Source organism: Pseudomonas sp. BS-2016 (assembly GCF_001806145.1).
GTDB classification, from domain to species: Bacteria; Pseudomonadota; Gammaproteobacteria; order Pseudomonadales; family Pseudomonadaceae; genus Aquipseudomonas; species Aquipseudomonas lundensis.
Genome location: NZ_MLCT01000018.1, coordinates 41,760 through 57,028 on the forward strand (window position 1 = coordinate 41,760; position 15,269 = coordinate 57,028).

The 15,269-nt window shown below is 63.1% G+C and carries 10 protein-coding genes; 4 read left to right on the forward strand and 6 right to left on the reverse strand.

Going from position 1 to position 15,269, the window contains the following annotated elements; translation table 11 throughout:
* Positions 1-17: 17 nt before the first annotated feature.
* Positions 18-947 carry a Flp pilus assembly protein CpaB gene (gene cpaB, locus BKD70_RS08945; protein WP_047273231.1) on the reverse strand — a complete coding sequence of 310 codons (930 nt, stop codon included), beginning with the start codon at positions 945-947 and terminating at the stop codon, positions 18-20.
* A gap of 342 nt (positions 948-1,289) precedes the next feature.
* On the opposite strand from cpaB, the gene BKD70_RS08950 reads away from it, so the two are divergent.
* Together BKD70_RS08950 and BKD70_RS08955 are read left to right on the forward strand one after the other, a co-directional pair.
* Positions 1,290-1,517 (forward strand): Flp family type IVb pilin, encoded by a 228-nt coding sequence (locus BKD70_RS08950; protein ID WP_047273230.1) that lies wholly within the window; start codon positions 1,290-1,292, stop codon positions 1,515-1,517.
* Between the two features lie 52 nt (positions 1,518-1,569).
* Positions 1,570-1,980: a response regulator gene (locus BKD70_RS08955; RefSeq protein ID WP_047273229.1), complete on the forward strand. Its 411-nt coding sequence runs from the start codon at positions 1,570-1,572 to the stop codon at positions 1,978-1,980.
* Positions 1,981-2,031: 51 nt separating this feature from the next.
* On the opposite strand, the gene BKD70_RS08960 is transcribed toward BKD70_RS08955, so the two are convergent.
* The 4 genes from BKD70_RS08960 to pbpC form a co-directional block, all read right to left on the reverse strand.
* On the reverse strand, positions 2,032-3,714 hold the full coding sequence (locus BKD70_RS08960; protein ID WP_047273228.1) for a ShlB/FhaC/HecB family hemolysin secretion/activation protein: 1,683 nt from the start codon (positions 3,712-3,714) through the stop codon (positions 2,032-2,034).
* 188 nt (positions 3,715-3,902) lie between these two features.
* On the reverse strand, positions 3,903-4,976 hold the full coding sequence (locus BKD70_RS25315) for a collagen-like triple helix repeat-containing protein (RefSeq protein WP_240478002.1): 1,074 nt from the start codon (positions 4,974-4,976) through the stop codon (positions 3,903-3,905).
* A gap of 91 nt (positions 4,977-5,067) precedes the next feature.
* Entirely contained in the window at positions 5,068-5,592 is a 525-nt protein-coding gene (locus BKD70_RS25320; protein ID WP_240478003.1) for a hypothetical protein, read from the reverse strand.
* A gap of 461 nt (positions 5,593-6,053) precedes the next feature.
* Complete coding sequence (gene pbpC, locus BKD70_RS08970) at positions 6,054-8,390, reverse strand: peptidoglycan glycosyltransferase PbpC (RefSeq protein ID WP_047273227.1); 2,337 nt, start codon at positions 8,388-8,390, stop codon at positions 6,054-6,056.
* 92 nt (positions 8,391-8,482) lie between these two features.
* On the opposite strand from pbpC, the gene BKD70_RS08975 reads away from it, so the two are divergent.
* Entirely contained in the window at positions 8,483-8,776 is a 294-nt protein-coding gene (locus BKD70_RS08975; protein ID WP_047273226.1) for a hypothetical protein, read from the forward strand.
* Between the two features lie 57 nt (positions 8,777-8,833).
* On the opposite strand, the gene BKD70_RS08980 is transcribed toward BKD70_RS08975, so the two are convergent.
* Positions 8,834-13,726: an alpha-2-macroglobulin gene (locus tag BKD70_RS08980; RefSeq protein ID WP_047273225.1), complete on the reverse strand. Its 4,893-nt coding sequence runs from the start codon at positions 13,724-13,726 to the stop codon at positions 8,834-8,836.
* 138 nt (positions 13,727-13,864) lie between these two features.
* Here BKD70_RS08980 and BKD70_RS08985 point away from each other — a divergent pair, with 138 nt between their 5' ends.
* Positions 13,865-15,214, forward strand: coding sequence for an MATE family efflux transporter (locus BKD70_RS08985; RefSeq protein ID WP_047273224.1), 1,350 nt, complete (start codon positions 13,865-13,867; stop codon positions 15,212-15,214).
* The last annotated feature ends 55 nt before the right edge of the window (positions 15,215-15,269 follow it).

Genomic DNA, 15,269 nt, shown 5'->3' on the forward strand with positions numbered 1-15,269 from the left:
TGCAGATCAGGAATGTTTTAGTGGGCGGGCGCCTGGGTGCCTCGAATGATTTCTATCCCACGGGCCCGAGGCGGACCGGCCGGGGCTGTCAGTGGCGCCTTGTTGGCCGGCGTGGCCATCGCCAGTTGATTGAACTGGTAGAGGCTGCGTCTGGCGCCCGCCAGATTGCTCGCCGCGTCTTTTTCACCTGACCAGTAGTGGCTCAAGCGTTGTTCTTGCGCGCTGCGCACCGCCAGACGCAAGGTTCCGGCCTGCGCGGCAAGCATCAGTTGATTGACCAGCGGCTCGGGGATGGCCAGCACCACGGTGCGTGCCGTCACCCGGCGCTGGGTTTGCAGTTGCGCCTGCTCGGCGGTCAGCGCCTGACTCACCGGTTGGCCGTCACTGGTCAGACCCAATTCATCGCCAATGCTCAACACCCGCACCGCAGGCAGCACCACTTGTGTGGAGGATTCAGGGTTGGTGGTGTCCTGACGCAGAAACAGCAGAATGTCGACGTAATCCCCCGGACCAAACTGCCCCGCGGCCCCGGCCACTTCATCAATCGCCACCGCCAGCGCGCGTTCGTCAGGGCGAATCATGCGCGCCAGCGGCCCGCCGATTTCGAAGCTGTGTTCATTGAGCCAGGTGCCCGCGTTCAGCCCTCGCCATGGGGTGCGTCCCACCGCCTGGTCGATAGCGGTGAGGCTCCCGGCGGGCGCCGTGCGTAATTTTTCCAGCGTCAAATCATCGGCAGTCAAGGCCACATGCGGGGCGACATCGCGGGTCAACACCACCACGCTTTGCTTGGTCTGGTCTTCAAGATGGCTCACCCCTTGCTCCACCACCTGCGCCACCGGAGCAGGAGGAACAGGCTGTTGACGGGCCAGCATCAACCCCCAGAAACCGGCGGCAATAGCCCCCAAAAACAAGATCGCGGCGAGCACCAGACTCCGGCGATTGTTCATATGGCTCTCCCTTTCCCATTGCGTACGGCAGACAAAAAATCATGCGCAATCAGGTAGCTATGAACGGTTGGCCAGTTGCAACCATTTCGCTATTTGAAGGTAGCGCAGGTAGGACAAAACGCCATTACTGACCGGGTTATTTCTGACAGGACATTCGAGGACTTTGATTTGTTTAACGTTTTTGATGGCGGATGACCTGATCCGTTTGGATTACTACTTTCGGATTAATCCTTTCTTACAGTTGTGAGGTCGGGCTTTGTTGGCAATGCTCTGATGGCAAATGGGAAGTATGTAGCACCTACGTTACACAGTGCCCGCTTCGGCGCACTAAGGAGAAGTCAGATGCTTCTGGATACTGTTCTGAAAGTGTATGTGCCGACTCAGGCGTTCTGCGTGTATCAGACCCGTCAATTAATCAAGCGCCGGGACGGGGCTTCGGGCATTGAATACGCCCTGATTGCGGCCATGGTGGCGGTGGTGCTCGCACTGTTTGTCACGCCGCTGTCGGGCGTCGTCAAATCCACGTTTAACAACCTGGTCAAAGGTTTGGGCGGAACGGCAGTGACTTAAGCATGCGCATCATGCGTAAATCCTGCTCTGGCCCCTTTTACAGGAACGCAACATGACCGCCTTTTCGCCACGCCAACAGCTCCTCCTCGTGGATGACGAGGAGGAGGCTCTTTCTGAGCTGGCCGAACTGCTGGAGGGCGAAGGGTTTTGTTGCCACACCGCCACGTCGGTGAAAGCCGCATTGCACCACTTGACCCGACATCCGGACATTGCCCTGGTCATTACCGACCTGCGCATGCCGGAAGAAAGCGGCATCTCGCTGATAAAGCGCTTGCGTGAACACACCTCGCGTCAACATCTGCCGGTCATCGTCGTGTCCGGGCATGCCGACATGGATGACGTCAGCGATCTGTTGCGGTTGCAGGTGCTGGACCTGTTTCGCAAACCCATCTATCACGAGCGTTTGCTCGATACCCTGAATGCCCTTTTCCCTCAGCCGACGCTCAAGTTGATCGACGGCTGAGGCCGGTCCGCGTGTCGAACACTCGCGAGGTTGCCCTCGCGAGCCCTGCGGCTATAGCTGATAACTGAAACTCAAGGTGTAGCGCGGGCGGCGGTTGAAGCTGTCCAGCGCCATGTCGGACATCGGCTTGGCCGCTTCCAGGGCAATGTTGTAGTAACGTTTGTCGCCAAAACGCAGCCCGACCGCCGCCGAAGACATGTCCGAGCCTTTGAATGGCAAATCGTTGAACCAGGTTTTGGCCTTGTCCAGCACCGCGTAGGGCTGCAGCAATTTCACCCACGGCCCTTCGCGGTTGAAGCTGTAGTTGACCTCATACGCCACCCCCCACCCCTTGTCGCCGGACGCCTGATCGTCGGGGTAGCCGCGGCCAAAGTTCTGTCCGCCAAACACCGCTCGCTCACTGTCGGGCAAGCTGTCTGCACTCCAGTAGAGGGCGCCGGACATCACGCCCTGCCAATTCTCGAAAAACGTATCGCTCTGCACGCCGGACAAACGCAGGCGCAAGAAATCCAGGTCGTACTGATTGCCGGTGAGGTTGGTTTCACTCTTGGCGCCCAGGCCTTTCATGCCTTGATACAGACCCGCGCTGACGATGCGCAGTTGTTTGTTATCGGACTTGCGCCAGTCCCCCTCGAACGCCAGGGCGCGTACGTCTGTTTTCTCGCTGAGGCTGACCGGGAAGCCGACCACCTCGTAATCGGTGCGGTCATTCACGCCGTACAACCGGGCGCCGACGCTGAGCCATTGGTTGGGGGCGGCGATCAGCGGGTGGCTGACGCCGATGGAGAAGCGGTCGTTCTCGCGATGCGGCTTGAGTTCAAACCCGTCACTGGTGGCAATGCTGCTCCCCGGATCGCTGCGATACCGCGCGCCATACAGGCTCAACTGCGTGCCCTCAGCGTTCAGGTACTGGCTGTAGTCGATGCGGTAGTAATGTTCTTTGTCGTTGCCGGGCGGGAACAACCCGCTGACGCTCAATTGCTCGGCCATCGCTGTTTGCGAGTTGCTGCTGACCCCGAACAGTGCCTGCGTGCTGTCGCGGCTGCCTTCGGTGAGGCTCATGCTGGTGGTGAACGGTTTGCGGCTGGCATTGATGGTCAGGGTCGAGGCGCCATCCGTGGTGCCGGGCGGCGGCACTTGTGCTTGCAAGGTGACGCCCGGCAGGCGCCCCATCAAGGTCGCGTAGCGGTCGAACGTTTTGCGGGTCAGCGGGCGCTCGCCCTTGAGCTTGTCCACCAGTTCATCGATGAAGCCCTTCACCCGACCGACATCACCCTGCACGGTGTAATCACGGATGTAGCCTTCCACCAGCACCACCCGCACCAGCCCCTGATCAAAATTTTGCGGCGGCAAAAACGCGTACGACAACAAGTAACCATCGGTTTGGTAGCGCTGGGTGATGGTGCGCGTGGCATCGATCAATTGCGCCAGGGTGATCTCATGGCCCAGTAACGATTGATAGGCAGCGCCCAGCTCCTTGAGCGGGTACACGGTGCCACCTTCAATCTGTAATTTGCGGATGGTGAGTCTGGTGCCCATCACCAACGGTGGCGGCTCGACCGCGCCGGGCTTGGGCAATTGCAACGCTGGCTTTTGCGGGCGGTAAGCGTCCACTGGCAGGTTGGGGGTGGGCAGGGTCTGCATCATTTCGTTGCTGTTGAGGTAGCGCGGCAAGGGCTCGGCCATGACGCACGGGGTCAGCACAACAAATACGAGAGGAACGTAAGTACGCATATGACACTCCATGGTCAACAACAGCGACATAACCAGGTGGGTGCGTCATCTCAGGGCGACGCTACCCGGTGCAAGCCCTAGATCCTTGGCTCAAAAAAAGACGAGAGGTTCATCAGAACCTCTCGTCTCAACCAAGCGTAGGCGCTGTAGGTGAGGCCGTCGAACCGGCCAGGTGCAATTCGTTAGTTTTACTTGCCCAGATTGCCCAGGCCTCCGAGTACCCCACCCAAGCCGCGCACAGCACCGGTTGTCGCGCCGCCTTGCGCGGTGGTGCCACCGTTCAACAGTCCTCCGACCGCACCCACCGTTGCGCCCACGGTATTGACCGTTTGACCGACTGCGCTCACGACCGGGTTGTTGCTGCCCGCATCTACTTTCACACCCACGCTGCTGACCGCCCCGCCCACTTGATTGAGCAAGCCGCTGACCGGCGCCCCGACACCCGTGGCTGCACCGACGTTTTGCGTCACGCTGGTCACGGTGCTGGTGACCGGATTAAGCGCCGTGCCCACCGTGGTGGTGACCGCTGCCAACGGGGCGCCCGCGGCGTTGTTCGCCACTCCGGTACCGCCCAGCGCACCGCCAATGGAGGCCACGGTATTGCCGATGGCATTGCCATTGGCACCGGCGGCATCCACCACACCGCTGGTGCTGCCACCGGCCAGCCCGGTGCTTACCCCATTGACCACGCCACCCACGGTTTCCAGCAACCCGGCGCCCGCAATCCCCGGCAGGCCGCCTGCCCCGCCACCCGTACCACCGCCCGCTGCGGGTGCCGGATTGACATAGCCGCCGGCCTTGTCCGTAGCCCCGGCAACACCCGTCAACACCCCGCCCACCAGACCGGTCACAGGGTTGCCATTACCGGTGCCGGCCACCTTGTCACCCAGCCCGCCAACCACGCCGCCGACTTTGTTCAGCAGGCCATCCACAGGCGCCCCGAGTCCGGTCGCCGTGCCGACTTTGCCCGTGGTGTTTTCCACCAGTGAAATCACGGGCACCACGACTTTGTCATTCAGGCCACCGGTCACTTTGCTCAATGGCCCGGTGGTGGCGGCGCCGGTGAGGGTGTTGCCGATCATGGTGACCGTTGTTCCCACATTGCCCACCAGACCACCCGTTGCATCCGTGACTTTATTGACCACCCCGCCCACCACGGGGATCTGACTGATCGGCGTGTTATCGATCAACGTGCTGACGCCTGTGCCCAATGACGTGACGCCTTTACCGACATCGCTCACGGCGTTGGTAGCGCCTGCCACGGTGATGCCCAGCGAGTCTTTATTAGTCCCCAGCGAGCCCAGGCCATTGGTGACCCCCCGGTGACCGAGGTGACGGCGTTGCCGGTATTGGTCACCAGACCACCTGCCACACCGACCACGGGAACAGTGGCCAACGTCGTACCCAGATCACTGACGGTCGTGCCGACCCCGCCGAGCGCCGTGCCAACCTGGCCGACCACCTGACCGGTGACCAGCGGAGTCGTACCAGCGCCCGTTCCACCGCCTGTACCGCCACCGGTTCCGCCGCCTGTGCCACCACCGGTTCCGCCGCCAGTTCCGCCGCCTGTGCCACCACCGGTTCCGCCGCCAGTTCCGCCATCTGTACCGCCACCGGTTCCACCACCGGTTCCACCACCAGTTCCACCACCAGTTCCACCACCGGTTCCACCGCCAGTTCCGCCACCAGTTCCACCACCGGTTCCACCGCCTGTGCCGCCATCTGTACCGCCACCGGTTCCACCGCCAGTTCCGCCGCCAGTTCCGCCACCGGTTCCGCCGCCTGTACCGCCATCTGTACCGCCACCGGTGCCACCGCCGGTGCCACCGCCTGTACCGCCACCCGTTCCACCGCCAGTACCGCCATCTGTACCGCCATCGCCTCCATCCGTGGTGCTGTCGGGGGTGCTGGCGGCTACATGACTTTTGGACCCGCCGCCACCGCTATGGCAGCCACTGAGGCTGACTGTCATGACCAGCAGTAAGGCAGTACTTGTTTTTAACCACAGTTGAGTATTCATGATTGAGTCCCTTGCACCTGCTTGCCTGAGTTCAAACGTTTCCTGATCTGTCGCCAGCAATACGTTTATCCGTTGCAGACATAACAACCCCGAGGGACGCGTCGGGCAATTCTCAACTTGGTATTAACCCCTTATATAGCGGGGGCGCGCCTATACGTTGGGGTTAATCCATTAGGAGGGACAAGGGTTTAAAAAGCGTGAATTATCAACACGCTTGAAAGAGGCACTGCGCACCCGACACCAAGGTGATAAACACAATTGATACGGTGTTTTCTCGTCGCTCGTCGCGGGCGAGCAGCGCCAAGGCGCACTGAACCGATCACTCAACCACGCTGAATTCGACACGCGCGGTGTGCCCTCCTTCGTCCAGCACGCTGAGTTCGTAGCGCCCGAGTTGTTCGAGCGAGGTGCTGAGCGCGTCCTGGTGGGCGCTGTCGCCCAGCGGCACGCCATTAAGGAACCACCAGCGTCGGCCATCACCGCCCAGTGCCGTCAGCGTGAGCCGCAACGCTTGCACGCTCGCCGCGGGCCTGCGCAGGCGGTCACCGTCGCGCACGCCAACGATCGACAACGGCGTGACCGAATGCAGCGCCGGTGGCGGGCACTCGACCGAGGCTGGCGGCATGCGGGTGTCCCGTCGCTCTGCCCTTGGCAACCAGGGTTCCAGCGGCGCGGGCCACAGGGCCACCTCGCGAGGTTGCGCGCCGGGGCATTGCGGCCCGACACGCTCGCCTTGCGGGTTGACCCATACCTGCTCGCGCAACCCCACACCCAACGGTTGATCGGCCGCCAGCAAGGTCGGCGGCGTGGTGTGATCCAGCGTCCAGGCAAAACGCTGGCGGCGGCAGTTGGGGTCCCCCTTGCTCAGCGGCTGGCCCAACGGCCAACAAATGGCTGCCACGCCAACATTGCCCGGCACGGCCTGCACCGGGGCAACGATGCCACGCTGGCTGTCGCGATTACTCAGCACATCGTGCACTTGCAGCATCAGCGGGGCTGCCGAGGCCAGCCCGAACTGGCCCGGCACCGGCGTGCCGTCCGGGCGCCCGATCCACACGCCAATCAAGTAGCGCGGCCCTACGCCAATCGCCAGCGCATCGCGAAAGCCGTAGCTGGTGCCGGTTTTCCACGCCAGCGCGGGGCGTTGCACTAATTCGGCACGCGGGTCACGGTCCGGGCGTGCCTGGCCACTCAGAATGCGCCGGATGACCCATGCCGAGCCCGGCGACAGCAGACGCCGCTCGTGCAGTGGATCGTCGGGCTGCAAGCGCAACGTGGCACTTTTGCCGTCGCGGGCCAACGCGCTGTAACCACTGACCAGGTCTTCAAGTCGGCTGCCCGCCCCGCCCAGAATCAACGCCAGATTGGGTTCCGCCAAAGCGGGCAGCGTCAGCGGCACGCCGCCGTTGCGCAGGTCCGCCGCAAAGCGTTTCGGCCCATAGGCTTCGAGCAACTGCACCGCTGGCAAGTTGAGGGACAGGGCCAGCGCGGCGCTGGCCGAGACCGGGCCGCTGAAGCCCATGGAGAAGTTGCCCGGCCGGTAGTCGCCATAGCGCCGGGGCACGTCTTGCAGCAGCGACTCGGAATGAATCAGCCCGGCGTCCATCGCCATCCCGTACAAAAACGGCTTGAGCGTTGAACCCGGCGAGCGCATGGCGCTGATCATGTCCACATGGCCGAAACGCCGCGCGTCGTTGATGTCCACCGACCCCAAGTAAGCACGCACGGCCATGCTGTCGGTTTCGACCACCACAATTGCCGCCGAGGTGTGATCCGGCAAACGCGCACGCCAGCCCAGCAACAGGTCTTCCAGACGACGTTGCAGGTTGGCGTCCAGCGTGGTGCGTATCAGCGGCGGACTGTGGGGGCGATTCAACCGCCGCGCCAGCAAGGGAGCGAGGCTGGGTTCCAGGCGTGGCGCCAGGAGCAGCGGCTCTTGCAGGGCATCGTCCACGGCGGTGCTCGGCCACACGTCGTACTCGGCCAACCGCCGCAAGACTTTGTCCCGCGCCACCTGCGCGCGCGCCGGGTGGCGGTCCGGGCGCAAGCGGCTGGGGGCTTGCGGCAACACGGCCAACAGCGCGGCCTCCGAATGCGTGAGGTGTTGCGGGGACTTGCCCAAATACGCCCAACTGGCCGCTGCCACCCCTTGCAAAGTACCCCCGAACGGCGCGCGATTGAGGTACAGGTTCAGAATTTGGTCCTTGGACAAATGCCATTCCAGCTGGGCCGTGCGCCACAGCTGGCGCAGTTTGCCGGGCAACGTGCGTTCATGGGGATCGAGCAGCCGCGCCACCTGCATCGACAGCGTGCTGCCGCCCGACAACACGCGCCCGCCGCTGAGGTTTTGCCAGGCGGCACGCCCCAGCGCCAGCGGGTTCACGCCGGGGTGACGGAAGAACCAGCGGTCTTCGTAGGTCAGTAAGGCGTCGAGGTAATACGGCGACACCTCATTCGTGCTCACCGGGTAGCGCCACACGCCATTGGCATCGGCAAAGCGCCACAGCGGGGTGCCGTCTTCGGCCAATACGACACGGGCCAGATCATCCTGGGGCAAGGGCAGCGGCCAGATTTTATCGGCCAGCCACAGCGCGGCACACAGCAGCACTGTGGCGGCGAGTATCCCGCGCAGGCATTTTTTAAGCCGCGATCCCATTAACATCCGCCCGTGACGCAACTTTGCGCCCTGACTGGTTGCCCAAGGGGTATCTCTGGCACAGTGGCCGTCTTCTTAATCGGAACATCCCCATGCACGTCGAAAGTTTTGTAGGAAATCTGGGCCTTTGGTTGGGCACGCTGGTTCGCTGGATCGTCGAAAGCCTGAGCGGCCTGTTCAATGCGATTACCCAGGCTGGCAGTCATTTCATTGATGGCATGGCCCGAGCGCTCGGCATGGACACCTCGATTGTCAGCATTGCGGTGCTGGTGATCGGCCTGCTGTTTTTGTACAACGCGGTGCGCGCCTTCATGCGGGCTTCCATCATCGGTGGCGTGATCTGGCTGTTGCTGGGGTTGTGGGTGTTGAGCTGGGTCATCAGCTGACACGCGGCGAGGCGGCGGGGGCGCCGTCGCTGCCCCCCTCCAGCCTCGCTTCGTGCATCAGCGGCCCTTGATCACCATGTCTGCGGGCGTCTCGCCCACGGCTTGCCAGTTCGGGCGGTACATCGACTCAACTTGCGGTGGCGGCACGCGGTAAGTGCCGGGCGTCACGGCCCGCGCCAGATACAACAGGTGCGTGGTGCCGTAGCCTTCCAGATTCAACGCAGCCACGTAACGGTCATCGCGGTATTCCTGATGCTGCACACCCGCGTTTTGCATGGACTCGCGCCATTGTTTGACCTGGCTACTGGCGTTCTCAAGGCTGGCCGCGCTTTGACCGAGGTTCTGGTTTTCAAGCTCCAGCCCCGCCGGTAGCAGGTCAACCACCAGCGCGTCCGGCACCCGCTGCTTGGCAGTGACAGCCAGGTGCACCAGCACCAGATCACCGCTTTGCAGGTTTTTCAGGTTCAGCGGCTCGCCGTTCATGCCCAGGTAGTCGCGGCGAATACTCATGTTTTCACCCCCGGCAGGCGGCGCGTGCTGTGGATAACCCGAAATCGTCAGCTGTTGGTACACCGGCACGCTGCCTTCATTGCGCAGGCTCAAAGGCGACGCCAGTAACGGCCCTTCCAGTTTGAGACCGGCTTGAGCCGGGTTCAGCTCACGGGTCTGGCTGCCACTGACCAGTTGCGCGGTCCACGGTTGTTCAGGCTGGCCCAGCAAGTCCCGCCCCGCGAGGAACAACGCGTTGCGCTCTTGAGTCGACAGCCACTGGCTCGCCGCCAACTGATCCGACAGGGCAAATACTCGGGCTTCACGCTGGCCGCTCATCAGGTTGTTTTCTTCGAGCAGGGCCAGAATCAGCGCCTGATCGCGCAGCGGGCTGCCGTAATCACCCAGCCATTGATCGGCTGCGCGGGTCACGGCCAGACCGGCGACCAGGGCTTGATCGGCTCGGGGCTGGTCGCCCATCTTCTGCAAGGCAATCGACAGCTGCACCAGCGGCAAGCCCGAGCGCGCATCGCTGCGGCGTTCGAACAGGCTGCGCAAGGCACCCAACGGCGCCTGCTGGCTGCGGGCCAGCACCATGGCGGCGTAGGCTTGCACGGCAAATCGGGTGTGATCGAGGTTATCGCTGTAGTCCGATTCGATCAGGTTGCGCTCCTGGGTGTAGCGCAGCAGTCGTTCACTGGCTTTCTTCAGCGCATCAGGCGGCACGGCATAACCTTGATCGCGAGCGCGCAGCAGGAAGTCAGTGATATAGGCGCTCAGCCAGTACTCTTCCTGACCGTCTGCGCCCCACAGGCCAAAGCTGCCGTTGTAGCGCTGCATGCCCAGCAGGCGCTCGATGCCCAGCTCAATTTTGCGCTTGCGGTCGGCATCCGGCTCGCCTTCCAGGCCAAGCCGCTTGAGCAACGCCGCGTCGGCATACAACGCCGGGTACAGACCGCTGGTGGTCTGTTCGGAACACCCGTACGGATACGCCTTGAGCGCACGGATCTGCTCGCCCAGGTTCAACGGCGGACGGCTCGACAGGCTGAGCAAGGCTTCACGCCCCGCCGGTTCGAAGGCTTGCAGCTCGCCCTCTGGCAACGTCCATGGCTGATCGTTGAGCACGGCGCGGTAGTGCTTGAGCAACGCCGGGTAGGCCGGACGTACCCCCAGCGTCCATTCGCGGGTAAAGGGCGCCAGCGTCTCGCCGGGCAGATTCAGGCCTTTGACGGTGACGGTCAGCTTGCCGGTGCCGTAGCCACCCAGCGCTTTGACTGGTACTTGCAAGGTGCTGCGCTGGCCGGGGCTGAGGGTGAGTGTTTGGCTGCTGAGGCCCGACAGGTTCAGTTGGCCTTCGGCGTTCAAGTGGACTTCAAGGGTTTGCGGCGTGGCCGTGAGGTTGGACAGGTCCAGCGCCAGCCGGGTCTCATCGCCCCCCGCCATGAAGCGCGGCGCGGCCAGCTCGGCCACCAGCGGCGCGGCGACCACGGTTTTGGCTTGCGCCATGCCGTAGCGGTCGTCGGTCCAGGCTTGGGCCATTACGCGTAACTCGCCATTGAAGTCGGGGATGTCGAGGCTGACTTCACCCTCGCCCTGTTCGTTGAGGGTCACCGGGGCGCTTTGCAGGGCAACGATGGTGACGCTGGTGGCCGGGCGCTTGCCGCCCTTGGCCAGCCCTGCGTCACCGCCAAAGGCCAGGCTGGCCAAACGGCCTTGCCCGGCTTCAATCAGTTGCCCATAAATGTCCAATTGGTCAGCGCCATAAGCCTTGCGACCGAACAGGCTGGCGTAAGGGTCCGGCGTCGGGTAATCGGTGATGTTCAACACCCCGACATCCACGGCCGCCAGCAGGACATGCACGTCCTTGGGCACGCTGCCGTCGGCGTTTTTAGCCTGCACCTTGACCTTCAGCGGCTGCTTGGGGCGCATGGTCTGCGGGGCATCCAGGTTCAGCGCCAGTTTGCGCTGCGTGCGGTCCAGCGGCAGGTGCAGCACACCCACGGCCCGTTTTGGCGTGATGTTGGCTTTGCGCTCGCCGGGACGAATCACCAGCGCGCTGACGTACAGGTCGTGGCGTGCCCAGCGCGGGTCCAGTTTGACGGCGAAGGTCTTGCCCTCGGCCGGGACGTCAATTTCTTCCCACCACAGCGGCCCGTCGCTGCCTTCAACCAGCAAATACCCTTTGCCGGCCGCCGGTGGCGTGACCGTGACGTTGGCTGTTTCGCCCTCGGCGTAGGCCGCTTTATCCAGCGCCAGCTTGACCTGATCGGGACGCACGGCGCCGCCTTCGGCATTGTCCTGCGCCTGATAACCCGCCCAGAAGCGCAGGCTGCTGATCAAACCGGTTTTCGGGTCTTGAACTTCAACCCGATACGGGCCCCACTCCACCGGGAAGCTGACCTTGGCCGTGCCGCCTGCCTTGAGGCTCACGGTTTGTTCGCCGAGGTTCAAAAACTTCTCGTTGTAGTGGTAGCTCCAGCCGTCGTTGTCCGAGTAGTTCCAGTAGTAGTCCCGACGCTCGCGCACCAGCCGCACGTTGACGTTATCAGCCGCCAGCTTGTTGCCTGCGTCATCGGCAATCAGCACCTCGAATTCAGCCGGGCCGTCGCCATCGCTTTCCGTACCGTCGAACAGGCCGCGCAGCCCCGGCAGTCGCTCGGCAGGCCACACCGGTTGCACCAGTCGACGGGTAATCGGCCGACCGCCGGACTCTTGCAGGCTGGCCTGCACAATCAGTTGCAGCGGCGATTTGGCGTCACTCCATTTGCTCTCCAGATGCAGGGTGTCTTCGCCTTGGGCGTTGAGCACGCTTTCATCCAGTTCAAAGTCCTGGGTCAGTTCTTCTTCGGTCACCGAACCGAACTGATACCCCGGCAATGCGCTAACCGCCTCACGCAAGGGACGCACATACACTTGACCGCTCAAGCGGTTCCCGGCCGCGGGGGCACCATACAAGTAGCGGCCGTTCACGTGGATGTCGGCGGTTTGATCGGGACGCAGCGGCGTATCGCTGCCCTTGAGTTCCAGCGCCAGACGCTCGGGCAGGAAGTCTTCCACTAAAAATTCATAGAGCTGTGGCTTGCCGTCCCCCAGGTCGAACACCAGTTGCCAGCGCCCGGTGGGGGCTTCGCCCGCCAGTTGCAGCGGGTATTGATAGAAGCCGGCAGCATCGGGCTCCCACACGAACTTGCGGCTGACCTGCTCGTCCGGGCGACGGACTTCCACGCTGACCGGCTGCGGCTTGACCGGATGGCCATCACGGTCGCGCAGCAAGGCGTTGAGCAGCACGGTTTCGCCGGGACGGTACAGATCACGCGGTCCAAATACGAAGAATTGCAACGGATGCGCCTGTGGCCCGCCGATGTCGAACTCGGCCAGGTCCAGCGCCGCGGTATTCAAACGCAACAGGCTGGTCTGATCGCCCTGTCGCGCCAACAGCACCTCGGCCTTGGGCGGCAGGGCCAGTTCGGCATGGCCGTCTTTGTCGGTCGTGCCCTGGGCAAGCATTTTGCCCTTGCCGTCGAGCAGTTCCAGCGCCACGTCGCCCAGCGCATTGCCACCTTCGAGCGCCTGCGTGAACACGTCCAGGCGTTTCTGATAGCGGTGTACCGAAAGGCCAATGTCACTGAGGGTGAACAGCGTGGCCGGGGTTGAATAGTTGTACGTGCCGGAGGCTTTCATAACCGCCAGGTACACGCCCGGCTGCTGCAAGGGCTTGATGCCGGAGGTTGGCAGGATCACCGTTTCACGCGTGTTGCGGGCCGGGTTCAGGTCAAACCGGGCACCGTAGACCAGATCGGCCATGCCCAGCAGGTCTTTGGCTTCATAGCTTTGCAGGCTGCTGTTGCGGCCCCACTGGCTGAGGAATGCAGGCAAGGACTGAGGTTTGACGCGGAAAAACTCCACATCGACTTTATCGACGTTGAGCGCGATGACGGGCAAGCCTTCAGCCAGTCGCGTCGGCAACAGCGTGCCGCGGCTGGCAAACCCGACGGTGGGTTGCAGGTCACGGGTTTCAAGGCGGCTGACGTACTCGGCGGCCAGTTCGGCATCGTTGACCGCACGCAGGCCGGGGTCGACGGTGAGGATCAGTTTGCGCTGCGGCTCAAGGTGACGCAGACGCAGCTCCATCAGGTTGTCGGAAAGCTCCCAGGCGCCATCAACCTTGCCGGAGGTGGCATCCACCAGATGCAGTTTTTCGCCAAAGGGCTGATCCGGGTCCAGCGGCACGGAAAAACTCACCGACAAGGTGCTGGCGCCGTCCACTTGCACTTCCGAGACATCCACCACACTCAACTCGCGCCCCGCGTAGCGTTCAGCGAGGGCTTTGACATCCTGCACAGGCTTGGCCGCTTGCGTGCCAACCGCCGCCGACGGCGCAGGAGGGTTGCCGGGAGAGGAAGCATCACACGCACTCAGCAGTGCCAGTGCGCAGGCCAGGAACAGTCCTTTGTTAAGCATGGTGTACTCGTTGGCTAGGCAATGAAGGGCACGACTATATAACAAATCCCCCCGGCCCCTCACCCCGGCCGTCTCACGGAGCAAAGGGGCTGAGGGAAGGCCGCTTCGGCTACAATGCCGCTCCCTCAAGGAGCCTGCATGTCGTTTTCCCTACTTGCTGACTGGCGCGACCGCCTGACCCATCGCCGGGTGTGGGCGCTGGCGGCGCCGATGATTTTGTCCAATATTTCCGTGCCGCTGGTGGCGCTGGTCGACAGCACCGTCATCGGCCACTTGCCCCACGCGCATCAGTTGGGCGCCGTTGCCGTGGGCGCCAGCCTGTACGTGTTTCTGGCCTGGATGATGGGCTTTCTGCGCATGGGCACCACGGGCTTCGCCGCCCAGGCGGCCGGGCGGGGCGATGGCACGGCGCTGCGCCAGATCCTGTTGCAGGGATTGCTGCTCAGTGTGCTGCTCTCACTGTTTTTAGGGGCCATCGCACTGCCGTTCAGCTCCCTGGCCCTGACCGTGATGCAGCCCTCTCCCGAGTTGCACCAACTGACGCTGGATTTCTTCTATACCCGCCTGTTTGGCCTGCCCGGCGCGCTGGCCACCTATGCACTGGTGGGCTGGTTTCTGGGCACGCAAAACGCGCGGGCCCCGCTAGGGATTTTGCTCACCACCAACCTGGTGAATATCGCGCTCAATCTCTGGTTTGTCCTGGGGCTGGACTGGGGGGTGGTCGGGTCCGCCCGCGCCTCGGTGATTGCCGAGTGGAGCGGCGCACTGCTCGGGCTGTGGCTGACACGCGGCGCGCTGCGGCGGTTTCCGGGCAGGGTGATGTGGCAGGCGTTACGCGTATGGCAGAACTGGAAGCCGCTGCTGGGGGTCAACCGCGACATTTTTATCCGCAGCCTGATGCTGCAATCGGTGTTTTTCCTCATCACCCTGCAAGGTGCGCGCCTGGGCGATGCCACCGTGGCCGCCAACGCGCTGTTGCTCAACGGATTGCTGCTGGCGGCCCATGCGCTGGACGGCCTGGCCCATGCCGTGGAGGCCCTGTGCGGTCATGCCATTGGCGCCCGGGACCGGACCGCCCTGCGCCGTTCGATGGTAGTGGCCAGTGGCTGGTCGCTGATCGCCAGCGCAGGTTTTGCGGTGTTGTTCCTGTTCGGCGGGCATCTGTTTATCGAGATGCAGACCGACATCCCGAGTGTGCGCGAAACCGCTTTTCACTACGTGCCGTACCTGGCGCTGCTGCCCCTGATTGCCGTCTGGAGTTACCTGTTGGACGGGCTGTTTATCGGCGCCACCCGCGCGCGCGAAATGCGCAACGCCATGGTCATCAGCGTGATCGTCGCCCTGCCCGTCGCCTGGGCCATGCAACGCCTGGGCAACCACGGGCTGTGGATCAGTTTTCTATTGTTCATGGTGCTGCGCAGCCTGACGCTGGCGGCCTATGCCTGGGCGATGCAACGCAAGGACCAGTGGTTCAACCCCAACGCGTGAACTCGGGGTGATTGCGCGCACATAAAAAACGCCGCCCGAGGGCGGCGTTTTGTCT